Annotated in this window: 19 protein-coding genes; 11 read left to right on the top strand and 8 right to left on the bottom strand. The window is 31.8% G+C overall.

Annotation, left to right across the window (positions count from 1 at the left end; genetic code table 11):
* Positions 1–158: 158 nt before the first annotated feature.
* The 8 genes from accC to EAH69_RS02240 all read right to left on the bottom strand — a co-directional run bounded on the left by accC (position 159) and on the right by EAH69_RS02240 (position 7,595).
* Positions 159–1,517, bottom strand: coding sequence for an acetyl-CoA carboxylase biotin carboxylase subunit (gene accC, locus EAH69_RS02275; protein WP_121933573.1), 1,359 nt, complete (start codon positions 1,515–1,517; stop codon positions 159–161).
* 16 nt (positions 1,518–1,533) lie between these two features.
* Positions 1,534–2,016, bottom strand: a complete 483-nt coding sequence (accB, locus tag EAH69_RS02270; protein WP_121933572.1) for an acetyl-CoA carboxylase biotin carboxyl carrier protein — start codon at positions 2,014–2,016, stop codon at positions 1,534–1,536.
* 128 nt (positions 2,017–2,144) lie between these two features.
* Positions 2,145–2,342, bottom strand: coding sequence for a 50S ribosomal protein L32 (rpmF, locus tag EAH69_RS02265; RefSeq protein ID WP_121933571.1), 198 nt, complete (start codon positions 2,340–2,342; stop codon positions 2,145–2,147).
* A 46-nt stretch (positions 2,343–2,388) separates the two neighbouring features.
* Complete coding sequence (locus EAH69_RS02260; protein ID WP_121933570.1) at positions 2,389–2,958, bottom strand: YceD family protein; 570 nt, start codon at positions 2,956–2,958, stop codon at positions 2,389–2,391.
* Between the two features lie 72 nt (positions 2,959–3,030).
* Positions 3,031–4,104 carry a 4-hydroxythreonine-4-phosphate dehydrogenase PdxA gene (pdxA, locus tag EAH69_RS02255; RefSeq protein ID WP_121933569.1) on the bottom strand — a complete coding sequence of 358 codons (1,074 nt, stop codon included), beginning with the start codon at positions 4,102–4,104 and terminating at the stop codon, positions 3,031–3,033.
* A gap of 9 nt (positions 4,105–4,113) precedes the next feature.
* The gene (locus tag EAH69_RS02250) at positions 4,114–4,593 is read right to left on the bottom strand and encodes a hypothetical protein (protein ID WP_121933568.1); all 480 of its coding nucleotides are present in this window, start codon (positions 4,591–4,593) and stop codon (positions 4,114–4,116) included.
* Between the two features lie 21 nt (positions 4,594–4,614).
* Positions 4,615–4,998, bottom strand: a complete 384-nt coding sequence (locus EAH69_RS02245; protein ID WP_121933567.1) for a RidA family protein — start codon at positions 4,996–4,998, stop codon at positions 4,615–4,617.
* A gap of 14 nt (positions 4,999–5,012) precedes the next feature.
* Complete coding sequence (locus tag EAH69_RS02240) at positions 5,013–7,595, bottom strand: putative LPS assembly protein LptD (protein WP_230466670.1); 2,583 nt, start codon at positions 7,593–7,595, stop codon at positions 5,013–5,015.
* Positions 7,596–7,712: 117 nt separating this feature from the next.
* Here EAH69_RS02240 and EAH69_RS02235 point away from each other — a divergent pair, with 117 nt between their 5' ends.
* The 11 genes from EAH69_RS02235 to EAH69_RS14050 all read left to right on the top strand — a co-directional run bounded on the left by EAH69_RS02235 (position 7,713) and on the right by EAH69_RS14050 (position 16,168).
* Positions 7,713–9,005, top strand: a complete 1,293-nt coding sequence (locus EAH69_RS02235) for an N-acetylmuramoyl-L-alanine amidase family protein (protein WP_230466669.1) — start codon at positions 7,713–7,715, stop codon at positions 9,003–9,005.
* 145 nt (positions 9,006–9,150) lie between these two features.
* The gene (locus EAH69_RS02230) at positions 9,151–10,032 is read left to right on the top strand and encodes an MlaD family protein (protein ID WP_230466668.1); all 882 of its coding nucleotides are present in this window, start codon (positions 9,151–9,153) and stop codon (positions 10,030–10,032) included.
* Positions 10,033–10,071: 39 nt separating this feature from the next.
* Positions 10,072–11,397 carry a (Fe-S)-binding protein gene (locus tag EAH69_RS02225; protein WP_121933625.1) on the top strand — a complete coding sequence of 442 codons (1,326 nt, stop codon included), beginning with the start codon at positions 10,072–10,074 and terminating at the stop codon, positions 11,395–11,397.
* Between the two features lie 73 nt (positions 11,398–11,470).
* A complete protein-coding gene (locus EAH69_RS02220; RefSeq protein ID WP_121933563.1) occupies positions 11,471–11,905 on the top strand; it encodes a phosphoheptose isomerase in 435 nt (144 codons plus the stop codon).
* Between the two features lie 36 nt (positions 11,906–11,941).
* Positions 11,942–12,733, top strand: coding sequence for a (Fe-S)-binding protein (locus EAH69_RS02215; RefSeq protein WP_121933562.1), 792 nt, complete (start codon positions 11,942–11,944; stop codon positions 12,731–12,733).
* A 318-nt stretch (positions 12,734–13,051) separates the two neighbouring features.
* The gene (locus tag EAH69_RS02210; protein WP_121933561.1) at positions 13,052–13,471 is read left to right on the top strand and encodes a cold-shock protein; all 420 of its coding nucleotides are present in this window, start codon (positions 13,052–13,054) and stop codon (positions 13,469–13,471) included.
* A 20-nt stretch (positions 13,472–13,491) separates the two neighbouring features.
* Positions 13,492–13,680, top strand: a complete 189-nt coding sequence (locus EAH69_RS02205; protein WP_121933560.1) for a cold-shock protein — start codon at positions 13,492–13,494, stop codon at positions 13,678–13,680.
* A 43-nt stretch (positions 13,681–13,723) separates the two neighbouring features.
* Positions 13,724–14,191, top strand: coding sequence for an ABC transporter ATPase (locus tag EAH69_RS02200; RefSeq protein ID WP_121933559.1), 468 nt, complete (start codon positions 13,724–13,726; stop codon positions 14,189–14,191).
* A 109-nt stretch (positions 14,192–14,300) separates the two neighbouring features.
* Positions 14,301–14,915: a LemA family protein gene (locus tag EAH69_RS02195; RefSeq protein ID WP_121933558.1), complete on the top strand. Its 615-nt coding sequence runs from the start codon at positions 14,301–14,303 to the stop codon at positions 14,913–14,915.
* A gap of 4 nt (positions 14,916–14,919) precedes the next feature.
* Complete coding sequence (locus tag EAH69_RS02190) at positions 14,920–15,360, top strand: TPM domain-containing protein (RefSeq protein WP_121933557.1); 441 nt, start codon at positions 14,920–14,922, stop codon at positions 15,358–15,360.
* Positions 15,341–16,168: a TPM domain-containing protein gene (locus EAH69_RS14050; protein WP_121933556.1), complete on the top strand. Its 828-nt coding sequence runs from the start codon at positions 15,341–15,343 to the stop codon at positions 16,166–16,168. The genes EAH69_RS02190 and EAH69_RS14050 overlap by 20 nt, the downstream gene beginning before the upstream one ends.
* Positions 16,169–16,220 lie beyond the last annotated feature (52 nt).

Below are 16,220 nucleotides of genomic sequence, written 5' to 3'. Positions count from 1 at the left end.
AAATTTTATATGAATAGTAAAGTGTTACGATTAAATTCAGTAGATTAATTAGGAATATTATTTTATCTGAAAGTGTATATTTATAAATAGATTTAATGGTAATAAAAAAGTTCGATAACCGAAGTTATCGAACTTTATGTATTTAAAGGATTTATATTTTAATCCATTTCTGCGTAAGAAGGGTCTAGATTGAAGTCTTCCATAAACTTAGTTGTGTAGTTTCCAGCAATAAAATCTGGATCATCCATTAACTGTAAGTGGAATGGAATTGTAGTTTTAATTCCTTCGATGTAAAATTCACCTAAAGCACGTTTCATTTTCTGAATTGCTTCTTCACGAGTTTGTGCAGTCGTGATTAATTTAGCAATCATAGAATCGTAGTGAGGAGGAATTACATATCCTGCGTAAACGTGAGTATCTACACGAACTCCATTTCCACCAGGGATATTGATTGATGTAATCATACCTGGAGATGGACGGAAGTCAGAATAAGGATCTTCTGCGTTAATACGACACTCGATTGAGTGCATTTGTGGATAATAGTTTTTACCAGAGATTGCTTCACCAGCAGCTAACATAATTTGTTCGCGAACTAAATCGAAACCTGTTACTTGCTCTGTGATTGGGTGTTCTACTTGTATACGAGTATTCATTTCCATAAAGTAGAAATCTCCATGTTTATCAACTAAGAATTCAATTGTACCAACACCTTCGTAACCGATGTATTCAGCAGCTTTTACAGCAGCTGTTCCCATGCGCTCACGTAATTCATCAGTCATAATTGGAGAAGGAGTTTCTTCAACTAATTTTTGATTACGACGTTGGATAGAACAATCACGCTCTGATAAGTGGCAAGCTTTTCCAAATTTATCTCCAGCAACTTGGATTTCAACATGGCGAGGTTCCTCGATTAATTTTTCCATGTACATTCCGTCGTTTCCGAATGCTGCAGCAGCTTCTTGACGAGCAGATTCCCAAGCGTGTAATAATTCTTCTTCTTTCCAAACAGCACGCATACCTTTACCTCCACCACCGGCAGTAGCTTTTAACATTACAGGGAATTTAATTTCCTTTGCAATTTCTAAGGCTTGTTCGTAACTATCTAATAAACCTTCAGATCCTGGAACAACAGGAACTCCGGCTTCTTTCATTGTAGCTTTCGCATTAGCTTTATCTCCCATACGGTCGATGTGCTCTGGAGAAGCTCCAATAAATTTAATTCCGTGCGATTGACAAATTTTAGAGAATGTTGCGTTTTCTGATAAGAAACCGTATCCTGGGTGAATAGCATCTGCGTCTGTAATTTCAGCAGCAGCGATAATATTCGCCATTTTTAAGTAAGAATCTTTACTTTGTGCAGGACCGATACATACTGCTTCGTCAGCAAAACGAACGTGTAAAGAAGTTTCGTCAGCTTTTGAGTAAACTGCAACAGTTTTAATACCCATTTCTTTTGCAGTACGAATAACACGCATTGCAATTTCTCCTCTATTTGCTATTAATATCTTTTTAAACATAGCTAAATGTTATAGATTAAGAAGGGTCTACTAAGAATAAAGGTTGATCGTATTCTACAGGAGTAGCATCGTCAATTAAAATTTTAACGATTTTACCAGAAACTTCTGATTCAATTTCGTTAAATAATTTCATAGCCTCCACAATACATAATACTTTTCCTGGAGCGATAGTATCACCAACACTAATGAATGGATCTTTACCTGGACCTGATGCACGGTAGAATGTTCCAATCATTGGAGATTTTACAGTAATGTAGTTACTGTTCTCTTCAGTAGCAGTAGCAGATGTTTCTGTAGAAGCAACTGGAGCAGGAGCTGCAGCAGGAGCAACTGGAGCTTGACCTGGTTGTGGTACGTAGTAAGTTTGAGCTACTGGTTGGTTAGAAATTCCGTGTAAAGTTTTAATTTTGATTTCAATGTCTTCTTGTTTAATGCTAACTTCAGCAACTTCAGCTTTAGACACAAATCTGATTAAATTTTGAATGTCTTTAATATCCATAATATAATGCGGTTTTTAAATTCGTATTTTACGTTATTTTTAATAAAATGTTAACCAAAGGTATTAAATAAAAATAAAAAAGCTGCTTCTTTATTAAGAAACAGCTTGAAAATCTTTCTAAGACTCTATTATTCAGTAACTTCTTGTACTTTTTCTAATACTACTTTACCTTTGTAGTATAATTTTCCGTCAGACCAGTGTGCTCTGTGGTATAAGTGAGCTTCACCTGTTGTAGAATCGATAGCTAATTGTGGAGCTTCGATTTTGTAGTGTGTTCTACGTTTATCTCTTCTTGTTGACGACTGTCTTCTCTTAGGATGTGCCATATCTAACTACTTTTTTTTATTTCTTTATATATTATTACTAAAAACCCTACGGTTTTAAATCTTTCAATTTTGCCCAACGTGGGTCGATATTGTCATCATTGTCGTCATCGTCATCGTTGTTTTCATCATTATCTTCTAGTTGGCTGATATCGTATATACTATATTCGTCTAATAAATTAGAGATTTCAGGATCGATATTACCTTCTAAAACATCAGGATGTACTCTTTTTACAGGGAATGATAACATAATCAATTCATATAAGATTTGCATTATGTTTAATTCGTATTCATCTCGAGGGATAATCCAAATTTCACTATCTGTGTCATCAAATTCGTCGCCAAATTTAACAATTAATTTAGCTTCATTCGAAATTTTTTGATCAAAATTTTCACCTGTTATATCACATGGTACAGTTATTTTTCCATTTATACTGAAAAACAGCTCTAACATTGTTGATTTTTTTTCGAAATTTAAATCAACATTGATTACAGGGTTTTCAAAATCTGTCTCAATTTCAAACAAATCAAAGAACGATTGTGATATTTCGTATGTAAAATCTGTTGGCCCAAAAGGTAAACTAGAGAATACAATGGTGTAATTTTTCATTTTGTCCATACCACGAAAAGGTTTGCAAAGATAACATATTTTATTTAAAATAAATATCGTTTGCTTAGTTATTTTATTTTTTTATTCTTTATTATCTCCTTTTTCTAATTTTAAAGGAATGTGTTGAAGAACGTTTTTAGTTAATTCAGCGTAATCTAAACGATTTTTAAATAAATCTAATGCTAAATATACTGCTTCTTTAAATGATTCTTCATTTGCAATTCCTTTACCAGCGATGTTATATGCAACGCCATGGTCTGGAGATGTTCTTACATATTTTAAACCAGCTGTGTAGTTTACACCTTCATCAAAGGCAATTGTTTTGAAAGGGATTAAGCCTTGATCGTGGTACATAGCTAAAACAGCATCAAAAACTTCTAAATTATCAGAAGTAAAGAAGCTGTCAGCAGAGTATGGTCCATAAACTAGCTTATCTTCCTTTTTACAACGTTCTATCGCTGGAATAATAATATCTTGCTCTTCAGTTCCTAATAATCCATTATCGCCAGCGTGAGGGTTTAAACCTAATACTGCAATTTTTGGTTTTTGAACTGTATAATCCTCAACTAAACTTTTATGAATTTGCTGAATTTTACTGTAAACAGATTTTTTAGTAATTCCTTGAGCTATTTTAGAAACAGGCACGTGTTGAGTTACTAAACCAACTTTAATTTTTTCAGCTACCATAAACATCAATGGGAATCCGCCCCAAACTTCACCTAAATATTCTGTATGTCCAGGGAATTTGAACTCTTCTGATTGTATGTTGTCTTTGTTTATTGGTGCAGTTACTAATACATCTGTAAAACCATCTGTTACAGATTGTGCAGCAGCTTTTAATGATTGAAAAGCGTGTTCTCCTGCGGTTTTAGTTACTTTACCAAATTGTACTTCGATTGTGTCTTTCCAAAGGTTAACTACGTTAATTTTTCCATCTACAATTTGACTTGCATCTTGGATTCCTTGAAAGTTAATACGATCTAAGTTTAATTTATCTTTTTGGTGCGATAATAATTTTGTTGAAGCAAAAATTACAGGTGTGAATAATTCTGTAATTTCTTTTTCTTTTAATGTTTTTAAAATTATTTCTATACCAATTCCGTTGTAATCACCAATAGATATAGCTACACGGATTTTTCTATCTTTTTCAGACATAATTTAAAATTAGAATGATTGTGCTGTTGGTTTCTTTTTTCTAAAGAATTGTTTGTAAATAATATCAATTATTAAACCTCCAATCCATGAAAATAAGAATAATACTGGACAAATTGCAATCTCGTACCAAGTTGGGTGGTATGGAGTGAAAATTACATCTCCAAAAGCTACTAATAATAAAATGAATCCAATTAGCATAGAATATGCTTGTTTAGCTCTTTTTACAATTAAAGCGGTTACGATGCCTCCGCCTAATGCAGCTATTCCAGATGATAATAACATCATACCAAAGAAATTAACTTCATAAGCTTTTCCAGCTCCTTTAGAGAAGTATTTGATGATATGTCTCCATTCAGGAAAAACAGCTTCGTCTTCCCAACCTAATTTATAAGCATTTACAGTAATGCCGGCATTAACAATAAGATATACAACCAGTAGTCCTAAAACTACACCGATTACATTTCTTAAAACAGTCTTGTCTTTTAACATATTTTTTGTTTGGGGTTTCTGTTATGCAATAGCAATAACAGAAATTTCAACATTAACATCGCGTGGCAAACGTGCAACTTCTACACACTCACGCGCTGGATAATTTGTATCTGTAAAGTAAGAAGCGTAAACTTCGTTTACATCATTAAAATCGTTTAAATCTTTTAAGAAAATTGTTGTTTTTACAATTTGGTCTACAGATGTACCTGCAGCTTCTAAAATAGATTTTACATTTTTCATTACTTGGTGTACTTCATCTTTAATTCCTGTAGTAACCAATGCGCCAGCTTCTACGTTAAATGGAATTTGCCCCGAAGTGTAAACAAATCCATTGTATTTAACACCTTGTGAATATGGTCCGATAGCTTCTGGAGCTTTAGAAGTATAAATAATTTCTTTTTTCATAATGCGTTATATTTTTAAAATCTAGATCGTGATCTATCGTTGTATTTTAAGTCACTTAAGATAGATGATTTTATTTGAATCATAAAACCATAGTATTTATATCTACCCATCGGGACCCAGTTGAAAGACATCTTAAAGCTTCGTAAATCTCTTTCGAAGTTAAGATTTAACATCGTGAATTCATTTTCGATGAAATCGTAAGTTGTCATTGCTGAGATATCCCAGTATGGTGTAGGTTTAATTTTTCCATTTAAATTAACTGTCCCAGTGCTTTTCCCATTTCTATTAGATCCTTTATTGTAAGAGTAGGCTAAGTTAGCGCTAACACTCCATGGAATAGCAAAATGAGCATAATTTTTATCGTCGTAGTAAAAGTTTTCGTCACGAATACTTCCTCGTTTTGAGTAATTTTTCTCGTCGAATTTTTTTCCACCAAAAGTTGAATTGTCAAATGTATATCCTGTTCCAACTTGGAAATTTGTTAAACGAGGTAATGCTAATTCATCAATATATTTTCCTGTGTCTTTTCCAGGTTCGAATATTAATTTGTATGGATTAAATTGACCAGAGAATTGAACATTTACTTTTCTGTCTAAGAAACTTGTGTTACCAGACATTGTAATTGGTGCAAGTCTAAAACTTGTAGCTGAGAAATTATATGCTGTCGAGAAGTTTAAAGATTCGAAGATTTTAACTTTCTTCACACCTTTAGGGTCGTTCTCGTCTTTAACTTTCATTTCTAAATTATTTAGTAAACTAAATGTTAAACTATTAGATAACTGAGGGACTGAAATTCCGTATAATGCTTGTTCGTATTGATTGTACCAAATCTCCTCCATATTAGCACCTTCATACGATTGGTAATACCCCCAAGATGGATCTTGGAAATTAGGATTGAAGGAATAACCAACCATAGGGCTTAATACGTGACGGATTCCTTGAATTTTGGCTTCTTTGTTCGAGTTTAAGAATGTTCCGTAAACATTAGTAGAAATATTAGCTGAAACATTAAACGTACGATAAGCGTTAAATCCTTTAATAACATTATCAGAAGTTCTTTGGTTTAAAGGATTGTAAATTCTTTGGATTTTACGATCACTCCAAACTTCGTTGTAAGTAGATGAAAAACTAAAAGGGAAATAGTTAAATAAAGTAACACCAGATGTTAAATTCATCCTTTGGTTTGTTCCAATACGAGATTGTTCTTCCCACATTGTTTTTGTGAAAATATCTTTATCGTTTGTTCTAATTTCGTTTGCACCTCTTAAGGTGTAATCAATACCTAAATTCTGAATTAATCCTTTCTTAGCACCCGCTTTTGGAGCAAAAGGATAAATTCGTGACATATTAACATTTAAACTTGGTGCAGTTAATGTGATGTTATTATTTAGATTTTCAGTATTTACATTTTGGTTTTGATTCATCTGCTGCGAATGATTCATACTTAAAGTAGCAGAGAATGGTGAATCTTTAAATTTTTTATTTAAAGTAATAGACGAATTTATATTGTTGGTATAAACTTGATTATTTTGAATAAACTGTGTGTTAATCGAGTTTTGATAAAATTTAGAACTAGAGAAATTTACATTAGCATTAAAGTTAGTGTAAGGATTTGACTTTGGATCTTGTTGATGTCTCCAAGAAACGTGGAATAAATCATTTTTGTTAAAAGTATTATTTCCAGATGTTAAGCCTTTAATACCAGTAATTCTTTTTTCGAAACTTGCAGAAAAACCACCATTGTATCTATAATTCTTTTTATACATACTTTCAGTTCTCAATCCCCAACTTCCTTTAGTATAGATATCACCAGTTAATTTGATATCCCAATATTCCCCAATAGGAACGTAAAATCCAATTCCTTCAATAAAAAATCCTAAATCAGATCTTTCACCAGGTTTAGGCATTAATATACCTGCCGATCTTTTACTACCTAATGGTATGTATGCAAATGGTGCAACTAACGGAGTAGGAATGTCGTAAATAAACATTTGCGTAGGACCTGCAATTAATGTTTTATTTTCGCCATTATTTATAAGTTTCCCTGGAGATGTACGAATGAAATAATCTCTATCTGACGTTTTACCATCTTTAAAGTAACTATCTGTTGTATACTCGGCTCTATTCATATACATAATAGAGTCGTTTACACGTTTTACTTTATCAGCTGTAATTACACCTTCACCTTCAGTCATACGCACATTGTATGCAATTCCAACTTTAGTTTTAAAGTTAACTTTAAATGCATCTTGCGTAAATTCTTGTTGACCTTGAACAAATTTTGTAGGTTCAATTATCTGACCGATAGAATCTCTTTTTCCTTCGGCATACACATCACCAGTGTTCCAATTCAATTCAATGTAATCAGCGTATATAGACATATCACCATATGTTACGCGAGCATTGCGTAAAAAATATGATGTACGTTTTTTAAGATCATGTCTTTCGTCTTCAGACTCCCTATCCACGATAAACTCTAATTGTTCTTTCTTTACATTAATAACAGTATCTAATTTTATACTATCTGTAATTATTTTAGAGTTATCTTTATTTGTATTATTTTCAGTTATCTGACCAAAAGTTATAGTACAAACCATGGCCGGACTTAAAAATAATATGGATTTAAATGCGTTTGTAAACAAATTGAAAAACTTATTTTTTATAAATTGCGTCAAAATTAATCAAAAAAACAATCCTACAGTATGAGATTAAAAATGATTAACATACAAAAGTATCTATTTTTTGCTATGATGTTGCTTTTTTCTTCAGTTTCATTTGCACAAAAAAAGACCAATTTTGTTGTTGTGTTAGATGCCGGCCATGGAGGAAAGGATGCTGGGGCTAGAGGAGTGGCTGATTTAGAGAAAAATATCGCATTAGATGTTGTTTTAAGATTTGGATCATTAATAGAAAAAAATCATCCAGATGTTAAAGTAGTATATACTAGAAAAACCGATGTTTTCTTAGAATTGTATGAAAGAACTCGAATTTCGAATGATAATAAAGCTAATTTATTTATTTCAGTTCACTGTAATTCTGCTAAAAACACTTCTGCTTACGGAACAGAAACTTTCGTGATGGGATTAAATAGAATGAGTGAAACGGATGAAGTTTCCAGAGCTGAGAACTCGGTTATTTTCTTAGAAAAAGATCAGGCTCGATACGAGAAATTTAATCCAAAAGATCCTGAAGCAGTAATTGCATTCGAAATTATGAATGCAGCTTACAAAGAGCAATCGATTCGTTTTGCTGATTTGGTAGAAACAAAGTTTACAAAAGAACAAGGACGTCATAGTCGAGGAGTAAAACAAGCAAATTTTCACGTATTACGAGGGAATGCTTCTCCATCAGTTTTAGTAGAGTTAGGTTTTATTTCTAATCATGATGAAGGAACGTATTTAGCATCAAACGAAGGGAAACAAGCTTCAACGGAATCTTTATATAAAGCTTTTAAAGAGTATAAGAAAGAATTTGATCGTCGTTCAGGAATTATCGAAGAAGATGAAAAACCAAAAGCTAAACCAGTTGAAAAACCATTAGAAGGAAAAGCCTTAAAAATTAAATTTTTAGAAACAACTTTAAAATATACAGTTACAGCACCGCAGTTAAAAGGATTAACAGATGTAGAAATTGTACAAGACGGGAATAAATATATTTATTACTACGGAAATACAAATTTACAGTCTCGTGCTGATGATTTATTGAATTCAGTTAAACGTAAAGGATTCAATAAGGCAGAAATTGTCGAGTTTGATTTAAATAAAAAACTAGAAGGTCAGAAAAATTATCGCGTTTTATTTATGTCTTCAAACAAGAAATATAAAGAGCGTGATGAAAGATTTAACGGATTGTCTAATGTATTGAGAGTTAAGAATGGAGGGATGTTCAATTATTATTTTGGAATAGATAAAACTTTAGATGCGGCTCAAAAAACTTTAGAAGCAGTACAGAAAAAAGGATTTAGAAATGCGTTCATAGTTACATTTAATGGTGAAGAACCTATGTAATATTGAATAATTCTAGATAAATATTAATTATTTTTGCAGAAACATACATAACGTGAAGATTTCAAAAGAAGCCAAAATAGGTGTAGTAGTTATATTAACATTAGTGAGTTTTTTTATCTTATTTAATTTTTTAAAAGGTAAAAATATGTTCACTTCAGGAAGAGTATTCAAAGTAAAATTTGATAATGTTAGTGGGTTAGCACCATCTAAACCAGTATCTATTAACGGTCTAAGAGTAGGTCGTGTAGAGGAAATTAAAATTATTGAAGATCAACAACCTATTCATTTCGAAGTGTTAATTTCGGTAGAGAAGGATGTAGAATTTTCTAAAAATACAGTTGCTGAAATTTATGAACCAGGAATTATGTCTGGTCCAGAAGTACGTTTAATTTTAGATTATGGGAAAAATATTGCGCAAAGTGGTGATTTTTTACCAGGTCGTGTAGCTGGCGGAATGATCGCTGGTTTTCAAGAGCAATTAGGACCAACACAAACTAAAATTGATTCTGTTTTAGTTACATTAAATAAAACTTTAGCTGGTGTAGATTCTATGTTAGATCAAGAAAATAAGCAGAATTTAAAAGTTTTATTAAACAACTTAAACAAAACTGTAACGTCTTTTGATGCAACTGCAAAATCTATCGAAAAAACATCTAATTCAGCAAATAGCTTAATTAATGCGAACGAGAAAACGATTACTAAAACATTAGATAATGCCAACACAACTTTAGCTTCAACAAAAGCAACAATTGAAAAATTTGGTAAAACTGCCGATAAAATCAATGCGATGGAGTTAGAGAAAACAATCAAAAACTTTGAGGATGCTTCAAAAAGTTTAACAGTTTTATTGGATGATATTAATAAAGGTAAAGGAACATTAGGAAAATTAGCCAAAGAAGACGATATTGCAAATGAATTACAAGCTACAATCAAAAATATGAACGTGTTAGTAGAAGATTTAAAGAAAAATCCAAGCCGTTACGTAAACATTTCAGTTTTTGGGAAAAAGCAAGAAATTCAACACTAAAATAAAAAACCAAAACTCACAAAAAAATTATATTAAATGATGAATTACATTCCAAATGTAATCTTTGCCCTTGTTATGATAGGATCGTTATGGTTCTTTTCACAAAACGTGAAAAAGATCATTCGTAATATCAAATTAGGAAAAAAGATCGATCGTTTCGATAATCCATCGGAACGTTGGGCTACTATGGCAAAAGTAGCTTTAGGTCAAGGAAAAATGACAGTAAGACCTGTAGCAGGATTTTTACACATTATTGTGTATGTAGGTTTCTTATTGATCAATATTGAAGTAGTAGAAATTATAATCGACGGATTATTTGGTACACACCGTGTACTAAGTTTTATGGGAGGATTTTACGATTTAATGATCGGATTCTTCGAAATTTTAGCTTTCGGAGTATTAGTATCATGTATTATTTTCTGGTTACGTCGTAATGTGATGAAAATTCAACGTTTCTGGAAGCCAGAGATGAAAGATTTCCCAAAAGATGATGCAAATTACATCTTATTTATGGAGGTTGCTTTTATGTTTGCTTTATTAACAATGAATGGAGCAGATCAAGTTTTACAACAATTAGGAGCTGAACATTATGTAAAAGCAGGTTCTTTTCCTATTTCGTCTTGGTTAACAGCACCTATCTTAAGTCACTTTAATGATATTACATTTTTAACAATAGTAGAAAGAGGAGCATGGTGGTTTCATGTTTTAGGAATTTTCTTCTTCTTAAACTATTTATATTATTCAAAACATTTACATATAATATTAGCTTTCCCTAATACTTGGTTCTCTAAATTAGAACCTAAAGCAGAATTTACAAATTTAGAATCTGTTACAAATGAAGTAAAGTTAATGATGGATCCAAATGCAGATCCATTTGCTGCACCAGCAGAACCAGCTGGAGAGCCAGAAACTTTTGGGGCAAAAGATATCTTTGATCTGAATCAAGTACAATTATTAAACGCATACACTTGTACAGAGTGTGGTCGTTGTACTTCTGAATGTCCAGCTAATTTAACAGGTAAGAAATTATCTCCTCGTAAAATTATGATGGACACTCGTGATCGTATTGAAGAGGTAAGTAAAAATATCGACACAAACGGAGAATTCGTAGATGATGGTAAAACATTAGTTAATGATTTTATTACACCTGAAGAATTATGGGCATGTACATCATGTAATGCATGTACACAAGCTTGTCCAGTAAACATTGATCCGTTATCAATCATTGTAGATTTACGTCGTTACTTGGTAATGGAACAATCTGCAGCTCCAAACGAGCTAAATATGATGATGACAAACGTGGAGAACAATGGTGCTCCATGGCAGTTTAACACTGCGGATCGTCTAAACTGGGCAAACGAATAAGAGACCCTGATAAAGTTGTTATTGCTTTACTCCAAATCTATTAATTGACACAAATAACAAACATACACACACAATGGAAGATTTCTTAAAGGAAAAAATCGAAAACGGAGAAAAAGTAAGCCCAATTTTACCAGTAGATGTTAAGAATTACTTAATTGATATTGACGGTACTATCTGTGATGATATTCCAAATGAAGAGCCAGAAAGGATGTTAACTGCAGCTGTATATCCAGATGCTTTAATAACATTAAATAAATGGTACGATGAAGGACATATTATTACATTTTTTACGTCAAGAACTGAGGAACACCGCGAGTATACAGAAATTTGGTTAGAAAAATATGGTTTCAAATACCATGGATTATTAATGGGAAAACCTCGTGGAGGAAACTACCATTGGATTGATAACCATTTAGTAAAAGCAACTCGTTATAATGGTAAATTTACTGATTTAGTTGAGAAGACTGTTTCTATCGAAGTTTTTGATGATGGGAATCATGATTCTTAATTAAAGATTCAAAACTAAAAGACTACAAAAAAAACTATGTCAAATATAACTGTTAAAACAATGGCTCAATACATGGCCGAAGGTAAACAACCAGAAGTATTATTCTGGGTTGGATGTGCCGGAAGTTTTGATGATAGAGCTAAAAAAATTACAAGAGCATTTGTAAAAATTTTAAATAATATTGGTGTTGAATTTGCTGTATTAGGAACAGAAGAGTCTTGTACAGGAGATCCAGCAAAACGTGCAGGGAATGAGTTTGTGTTTCAAATGCAAGCAATGATGAACATTGAAGTATTAAACGCATACGAAGTAAAGAAAATTGTTACAACTTGTCCGCACTGTTTTAATACTTTAAAAAATGAATATCCATCTTTAGGTGGTGATTACGAAGTATTACATCACTCACAATATTTACAACAGTTAATAGACGCTGGAAAACTGAAATTAGAAGGTTCCGAAACTTTCAAAGGAAAACGAATTACTTTCCATGATCCATGTTATTTAGGACGTGGAAACGATGTTTATGAAGCTCCTCGTACATTAATTGAAAAATTAGATGCAGAGTTAGTAGAAATGAAACGTTGTCGTACACGTGGATTATGTTGTGGTGCTGGAGGTGCACAAATGTTTAAAGAACCTGAAAAAGGAGACAAAGACATTAACATCGAAAGAACTGAAGAGGCTTTACAAGAAAAACCTCATGTTATTGCAACAGGATGTCCTTTCTGCAATACAATGATGACAGACGGAGTAAAACACTTCGAAAAAGAATCATCAGTTGTAGTAAAAGATTTAGCCGAATTAATTATGGAAGCTAAAGATTTATAGACTAAATCAAAAAAAAGAATATTTAAAAGTCACCTTATTTAAGGTGGCTTTTTTGTGTAAAAAAAATTAACAATTAATATAAAAAAAATTGGTTTAAATATAAATGCTTATCTTTGCAGAATATTTAAGATAATTTTGTCTTGAAATTTAGAAGATTTATATCTTCATATACTTTTTTTAATACCATTTGACCTAGTCAAATTTATCATTAATTTCTGTACTTCTAAAATACATATAAGTTCTTCTTATAGCTTTTTTTATTAGAATCTAAATTTCAATTGTCTTGAATATTAATATTCATTTAATAAAATAATAGTTATGGCAGAATCTACCTCTAAAAAAGAAAAAAATAAAAAGAAAGCATTAAAAAAGCTTGAGAAATTAAACAAAAGAGAGGTTCGTAAAGAACACAACAATAAAGGTAAATCATTAGAAGAAATGATTGTTTATGTAGATGTTTTAGGAAATTTTACAGATGTTCCTCCACATTTACAAGACAAAGAAGCTGATTTAAAAAATAACGAAAGATTAGAAGTTAAAGATATTATTATTAACGGAGTTGTAGATAACTATAATGATGCAAAAGGTTTTGGATTTATTAAAGTTTCAAACTCAACAGATAAAATTTTCTTCCACTTCAAAGAATCTAGAGAACAATTAAAAGTTGGGGATAATGTTGCCTTCAAAAAAGTGCTTACTGAAAAAGGTTTCAAAGCAACTCAAATTTCAAAAATATAATAATTATTAAATACATTAGCATGCAAGAAGGAACAGTAAAGTTTTTTAACGAGGAAAAAGGTTTTGGATTCATTACAAACACAAATGGTGAAGATATCTTTGTTCACGTAACAGGTTTAATCGATAGAGTAAACCAAGGTGACCAAATCGTTTTTACTTTAGAGCAAGGTAAAAAAGGATTAATGGCTACAAATGTTAAATTAAAATAAGAATCCTTCTTATATTCAATCATAATACTTAAATTAAAATACGATGAATTTAGCAGACGATTCAAGAATTTGGATTTTTCAAGCAAATCGTAAATTCTCTTCTGAAGAAAAAGAAGTTATCATATTAAAATTAAAAAAATTTATTGCTGATTGGAACGCTCATGGAGCATCTCTTTTAGCTGATTTTGATTTACCATATGATCAATTTATAGTTGTAGGAGTTGATGAAAAACAAGCTTCTGCAAGTGGTTGTTCAATTGATAAATTAACAAAAATTATTCGCGAATTAGACGCTGAATATAATTTTGAATTTTTAAATCGTATGTTAATCGCTTTCGAACAGGAAGAAAGTATTAAGATTGAAAAATTGCCTTCTTTTAAATCAAATATAAAAGAAGGTTTATACAATGATATTAAAGTTTTTAATAACGGAATTTCAAACTTAGCAGAATTTAAATCAATATGGGTATTACCTATAGAAAAAAGTTGGGCTAAATCGTTATTAAACTAAAAATATACAGTATTTAACAGCTAAAGCCGTACTTTTTTAAGTACGGCTTTATTTTTGCTATAATATTGTTGAAAAAAAGTAAATTTACTGTAATAAATATTTATCGAATATGAAAAATAAAGGATGTTTAATTGGTGGTGGTATATTAGCTGCTATCATTATTTTAGCTTTTATCGTAGGTGGTTGGTTTGTATCTAAATATAACAGCATGGTTCCTATGGAAGAAGGTGTAAAAGCACAATGGTCTAATGTTGAAAATACTTACCAGAAACGTACAGATTTAGTTGATCAATTAGTTGGAACTGTAAAAGGAGCAGCAAATTTTGAACAAGAAACTTTAACAGGTGTTATTGAAGCACGTGCAAAAGCAACATCTACACAATTAAATTTAGATGATGCATCTCAATTAACTGATGCTAATATTGCTAAATTTCAAGAAGCCCAAGATCAATTAAGTGGTGCATTAAGTCGTTTAATGGTTTCTGTTGAAAGATATCCTGAATTAAAAGCAAATCAAAATTTCTTAAACTTACAAGCATCTATTGAAAGTATGGAAGCTGAAGTTTTACACGAAAGAAAGAAATATAATACAGCGGCTGAAGGATTTAATTCACATATCAAAACTTTCCCAAATAACTTTATTGCTCAATTTGGAGGTTTTACTGAGAAAGGATACTTTAAAGCTGCTGCTGGTACAGAAAATGCACCAAAAGTAGAATTCTAATTGTATGGAAAGAACGGATAATCCATTTCTTTCACCAAAACAAGAACAGAAGATTATTGAGGCAATACAAGCTGCCGAAAAAAATACAAGTGGAGAGATTCGAGTTCATATTGAATTCGAATCTTCTACTGATCATTTCAAATCTGCGTTAGAAGTTTTTCAGCAATTAGGAATGGATCAAACAAAAGAAAGAAATGCTGTTCTTTTTCATGTGGCTCCTTACGATCGTAACTTTACTATAATTGGTGATGTTGGAATTGATAAAATAACGCCAGATGATTTTTGGGAAGAAATTAAAAACGAAGTGATTTCTTACTTTAAAGAAAATAGGCACACTAAAGGCTTATGCGTTGGGATAGAAATGACCGGCGAAGCATTAAAAAAATATTTTCCTTATCAGGAAAATGATCAAAATGAGTTATCAGATGAAATTAGCTACAGTTAGGAATTTTTTACTTTTCTTTTTTATAGGGCTTGTTTCATTATTAGCTCAAACGCCTTATGAATTAGTTGAATTAAAAAATCCACCTAAAAAATTAGTGCAAGATTATGCACAGGTTTTTGATGCGATGCAATTAAACGATCTGGAAAGAAAATTAGTTGCTTATAACGATTCAACATCTACACAAATATTAGTTTTAACAGTTGAATCTTTAGATGGTTATCCTTTAGAGATGTTTGCGAATGATATCGGTGAAAAATGGGGTGTTGGTCAAAAAGGAAAAGATAATGGTATTGTCATCGTATTAAGTGAACAAGATCGTAAAATTACTATTCGTACAGGTTACGGTTCTCAAGTTCAATTTCCTCCATCAATCAATAAATCAATTATAGATGATGTAATTATACCACGTTTTAAACAAGGTGATTACGCGGGCGGAATTAATGCTGGTGTAGATGCTATATTTAGTTTCTTTAATGGTAAATATAATGCCGAGCCAAAAGAAGCCGAATATGAGGTGGATTGGTTTGGAACATTTATGTTAATCTTTTTCGTTTTGTTTATTCTATTTGTCATTTTCGGACGAAAAAATAAAGGAAACGGAGGTGGCGGCGGAAATGGTGGTCACAGACAAAGAAGTATATTAGACGATATTACTATCATGAACACAGGTCGCTCTGTTTTTGGTGGAGGCGGATTCGGTTCTGGTGGTGGTTTCGGAGGATCTTCAGGAGGTGGATTCGGCGGAGGCGGCTTTGGTGGCTTTGGCGGAGGAAGCTTCGGTGGAGGTGGAGCTTCAGGAAGTTGGTAATCTCTCAAAATATATAATCCAGATTGATATTATTCAGTCTGGATTTTTCTTT

This window comes from Faecalibacter macacae (assembly GCF_003687725.1).
Classification (GTDB): Bacteria; Bacteroidota; Bacteroidia; order Flavobacteriales; family Weeksellaceae; genus Empedobacter; species Empedobacter macacae.
This window is presented reverse-complemented; position numbering and strand designations above follow the sequence as displayed.